We start from the raw sequence: 3,789 nt of genomic DNA on the forward strand, positions 1-3,789 counted from the left end.
GACCAGCACTACATCGCCACGCGCGCCGTCCAGTTCTTCCTGCCCGGCGTGCCGCAGGTGTACTACGTCGGCGCGCTCGCGGGCGTCAACGACATGGACCTGCTGCACCGCACCAAGGTCGGCCGCGACATCAACCGGCACTACTATTCGACCGCCGAGGTCGACGAGCAGCTCAAGCGCCCGGTCGTGCAGGCGCTCAACGCGTTGTGCCGCTTCCGCAACGAACTGCCCGCGTTCGACGGCGAGTTCGCGTACGCGGCCGACGGAGACCGTTCGCTGACGATGACATGGACGCTCGCCGGCGATGACGGCACGGTCACGTAGCGCGCCGAGCTCGTGTTCGAGCCGGCCCGCGGCGGCGTCGGCGCGGACGTCGACGCGTCGATCGTCACGCTGCGCTGGACGGACGCCGCCGGCGAGCATGAAACCGACGATCTGATCGCGAATCCGCCGGTCGCGGCCTGACAGCTCCGCAACGGCGGCGATTTGCGATTCGCCTGTCCCGAGCGGATCGTGAATCGCCGACCGGTCCGGTGTACCTGTTTGCACCGATCGCAACGTGGCTGGGATGACCTGACGACAGGGCTCCGGCGTTGGTGCTCCTGGTCGTTGTCCGTTCTTGTAGTCTTGTCTCCCCGTCCCAGGGGATGTGGGTGCGAGGCCTCCTGAGGGGTTGTTGCACCCAGGGACTTAATACAAGTATGGCATCCAATCTGTGTGCCCGGACTGTAGATACACAAGTGTAGGTTAGGATTGACGTATGTCTGATGAATCTCGCAACGGCCGATCGGGCCAGTCGCAGTCAACCATGACCAAGGTGTTCGACCAGGACAACATGTTCTTCCGCTTCATGGGCGTGGTGTTCGACCTGATCCAGCTCAACCTGCTCACGCTGCTGTGCTGCCTGCCGATCGTGACCGCGGGCGCGTCGCTCACCGCCATGCACACCGTGCTGTGGCGCATGATCCGCCATGAGGAAACGTACATTTCCCGCCAGTTCTTCGCGTCGTTCAAGCAGAATTTCAAGCAGGCGACGGCCGTGTGGGCGGTGCTGCTGCTCGCGATCGCCGTGATGGCGGTCGACGTGTTCGTGACCTTGCAGATGCCGGCCGGCCAGCGCCGGATCATGTTCGCGTTCCTCGCGTTCGTCGGCGTGCTGTTCGTCGGGTTCGCGCAATGGTATTTCCCGATGCTGTCGCGCTATGAGAATACGGTCGGCGGGCACGCGAAGAACGCCGCGTCGCTTGCGATCGGCTGCTTCCCGCGCACGCTGTGCGAGATCGTGATTCTGGTCGCGTTCGCGCTCGCCTACATGCAGTGGTTCGTCTACGTGATCCCGTTCATCATCATCCTCGGCATCGCCCTGCCCGAATACTGCTGCGCCTGGCTCTACAACCCCGTCTTCCAGCGCCTCGACGGCGACGTCGACGCCAACTACCGCCCCATCCGGCGCGATTAAGGAACCTGTATTTGCAGAATGCGTTGTGGGGCACGCCGCGTCGCTGAGGAATCGGCCCGCGGCCGATGCGGTATTGCCGGCGGCGGCTGTACAGCCGCTGCGCCATATTCCCGCGATGGCATGGAAGCCACAGGAGCTCCCTCTGACGAGGGAGCTGTCGAGCATAGCGAGACTGAGGGAGAGACGCGGCGCGCATGCGCCGCCAACAGCGCAGCATCGGCCGCAGGCCGATCCCGTTTTCAGCGAGGACGCCACGCATGAAGGAATACAATCGCAGCAACGTCGCCAATGCCAAGATCTTGCGCCGAAATATGACCCCTTGGGAAAGTAAGCTGTGGTACCAGTTCCTGAGAACATACCCGGTCCGATGGCAGCGTCAAAAGCCGATTGGTAATCGTATTGCGGATTTTTACTGTGCAAAGGCTCAGCTTGTCGTGGAACTTGACGGTTCGGGGCACTATACGTCGGAGCAGCAAGCGGAGGATATTGCTCGTACCCAAGAGCTCGCGGAGCAGGGTTTGCTCGTGCTGAGATTCGCCAATAATCAGGTTGCCACCATGTTCGCGGCGGTGTGCGAGGACATTGATCGGGCTGTTCAGCGGAGAATGGGGAATCCGCGTTAGGCGCCTGAGACATGGAATCGGCCTGCGGCCGATGCTGTGCCGATTGCGGCGCGATTGCGCCGCGTCTCTCCCTCAGTCTCGCTATGCTCGACAGCTCCCTCGTCAGAGGGAGCTCCTGTGGCTTCCATGCCATCGCGGGAATATGGCGCAGCGGCTGTACAGCCGCCGCCGGCAATACCGCATCGGCCGCGGGCCGATTCCTCAGCGACGCGGCGTGCCCCACAACGCATTCTGCAAATACAGGTTCCTTAATCGCGCCGGATGGGGCGGTAGTTGGCGTCGACGTCGCCGTCGAGGCGCTGGAAGACGGGGTTGTAGAGCCAGGCGCAGCAGTATTCGGGCAGGGCGATGCCGAGGATGATGATGAACGGGATCACGTAGACGAACCACTGCATGTAGGCGAGCGCGAACGCGACCAGAATCACGATCTCGCACAGCGTGCGCGGGAAGCAGCCGATCGCAAGCGACGCGGCGTTCTTCGCGTGCCCGCCGACCGTATTCTCATAGCGCGACAGCATCGGGAAATACCATTGCGCGAACCCGACGAACAGCACGCCGACGAACGCGAGGAACGCGAACATGATCCGGCGCTGGCCGGCCGGCATCTGCAAGGTCACGAACACGTCGACCGCCATCACGGCGATCGCGAGCAGCAGCACCGCCCACACGGCCGTCGCCTGCTTGAAATTCTGCTTGAACGACGCGAAGAACTGGCGGGAAATGTACGTTTCCTCATGGCGGATCATGCGCCACAGCACGGTGTGCATGGCGGTGAGCGACGCGCCCGCGGTCACGATCGGCAGGCAGCACAGCAGCGTGAGCAGGTTGAGCTGGATCAGGTCGAACACCACGCCCATGAAGCGGAAGAACATGTTGTCCTGGTCGAACACCTTGGTCATGGTTGACTGCGACTGGCCCGATCGGCCGTTGCGAGATTCATCAGACATACGTCAATCCTAGCCTTCACTTGTGTATGTGCCGTCCGGGCACACCGATTGGATGCCGTACTTGTATTAAGGCAATGGGTGCAACTACCCCTCAGTCGGCTTCGCCGACAGCTCCCCTGGCAAGGGGAGCCAAGACTAAAAGAACGGAAAACGGCCGGGATGACCAGCGCCGGAGCGCTCTCGTCAGGTCATCCCGGCCACGTTGCGATCGGTGCAAACAGGTACACCGGACCGGTCGGCGATTCACGATCCGCTCGGGACAGGCGAATCGCAAATCGCCGCCGTTGCGGAGCTGTCAGGCCGCGACCGGCGGATTCGCGATCAGATCGTCGGTTTCATGCTCGCCGGCGGCGTCCGTCCAGCGCAGCGTGACGATCGACGCGTCGACGTCCGCGCCGACGCCGCCGCGGGCCGGCTCGAACACGAGCTCGGCGCGCGACGCGACCGTGCCGTCATCGCCGGCGAGCGTCCATGTCATCGTCAGCGAACGGTCTCCGTCGGCCGCGTACGCGAACTCGCCGTCGAACGCGGGCAGTTCGTTGCGGAAGCGGCACAACGCGTTGAGCGCCTGCACGACCGGGCGCTTGAGCTGCTCGTCGACCTCGGCGGTCGAATAGTAGTGCCGGTTGATGTCGCGGCCGACCTTGGTGCGGTGCAGCAGGTCCATGTCGTTGACGCCCGCGAGCGCGCCGACGTAGTACACCTGCGGCACGCCGGGCAGGAAGAACTGGACGGCGCGCGTGGCGATGTAGTGCTGGTC

Annotated in this window: 4 protein-coding genes and 1 pseudogene; 3 read left to right on the forward strand and 2 right to left on the reverse strand. The window is 63.4% G+C overall.

Annotated elements, in window-relative coordinates:
• From KIH79_RS12575 to KIH79_RS12585, 3 genes and pseudogenes are all read left to right on the forward strand, one after another.
• Positions 1–465: pseudogene (locus KIH79_RS12575) on the forward strand (sucrose phosphorylase domain-containing protein); the annotation flags it as partial.
• A 295-nt stretch (positions 466–760) separates the two neighbouring features.
• Positions 761–1,459 carry a YesL family protein gene (locus tag KIH79_RS12580; RefSeq protein ID WP_236023856.1) on the forward strand — a complete coding sequence of 233 codons (699 nt, stop codon included), beginning with the start codon at positions 761–763 and terminating at the stop codon, positions 1,457–1,459.
• A 257-nt stretch (positions 1,460–1,716) separates the two neighbouring features.
• Positions 1,717–2,082, forward strand: a complete 366-nt coding sequence (locus tag KIH79_RS12585) for an endonuclease domain-containing protein (protein ID WP_219059697.1) — start codon at positions 1,717–1,719, stop codon at positions 2,080–2,082.
• 248 nt (positions 2,083–2,330) lie between these two features.
• On the opposite strand, the gene KIH79_RS12590 is transcribed toward KIH79_RS12585, so the two are convergent.
• Positions 2,331–3,029 carry a YesL family protein gene (locus KIH79_RS12590; RefSeq protein WP_236023856.1) on the reverse strand — a complete coding sequence of 233 codons (699 nt, stop codon included), beginning with the start codon at positions 3,027–3,029 and terminating at the stop codon, positions 2,331–2,333.
• A gap of 295 nt (positions 3,030–3,324) precedes the next feature.
• Positions 3,325–3,789: sucrose phosphorylase domain-containing protein (locus KIH79_RS12595; protein ID WP_219059698.1), on the reverse strand; the 465-nt coding region annotated here is incomplete at its 5' end.

Origin of the sequence: Bifidobacterium miconis (assembly GCF_019331735.1) — a bacterium.
Classification (GTDB): Bacteria; Actinomycetota; Actinomycetes; order Actinomycetales; family Bifidobacteriaceae; genus Bifidobacterium; species Bifidobacterium miconis.

Excerpts from the sequence above, each read along its gene's own strand:
- KIH79_RS12580 (WP_236023856.1), top strand. The coding sequence starts at position 761 with ATGTCTGATGAATCTCGCAACGGCCGATCGGGCCAGTCGCAGTCAACC.
- KIH79_RS12585 (WP_219059697.1), top strand. The coding sequence starts at position 1,717 with ATGAAGGAATACAATCGCAGCAACGTCGCCAATGCCAAGATCTTGCGC.
- KIH79_RS12590 (WP_236023856.1), bottom strand. The coding sequence starts at position 3,029 with ATGTCTGATGAATCTCGCAACGGCCGATCGGGCCAGTCGCAGTCAACC.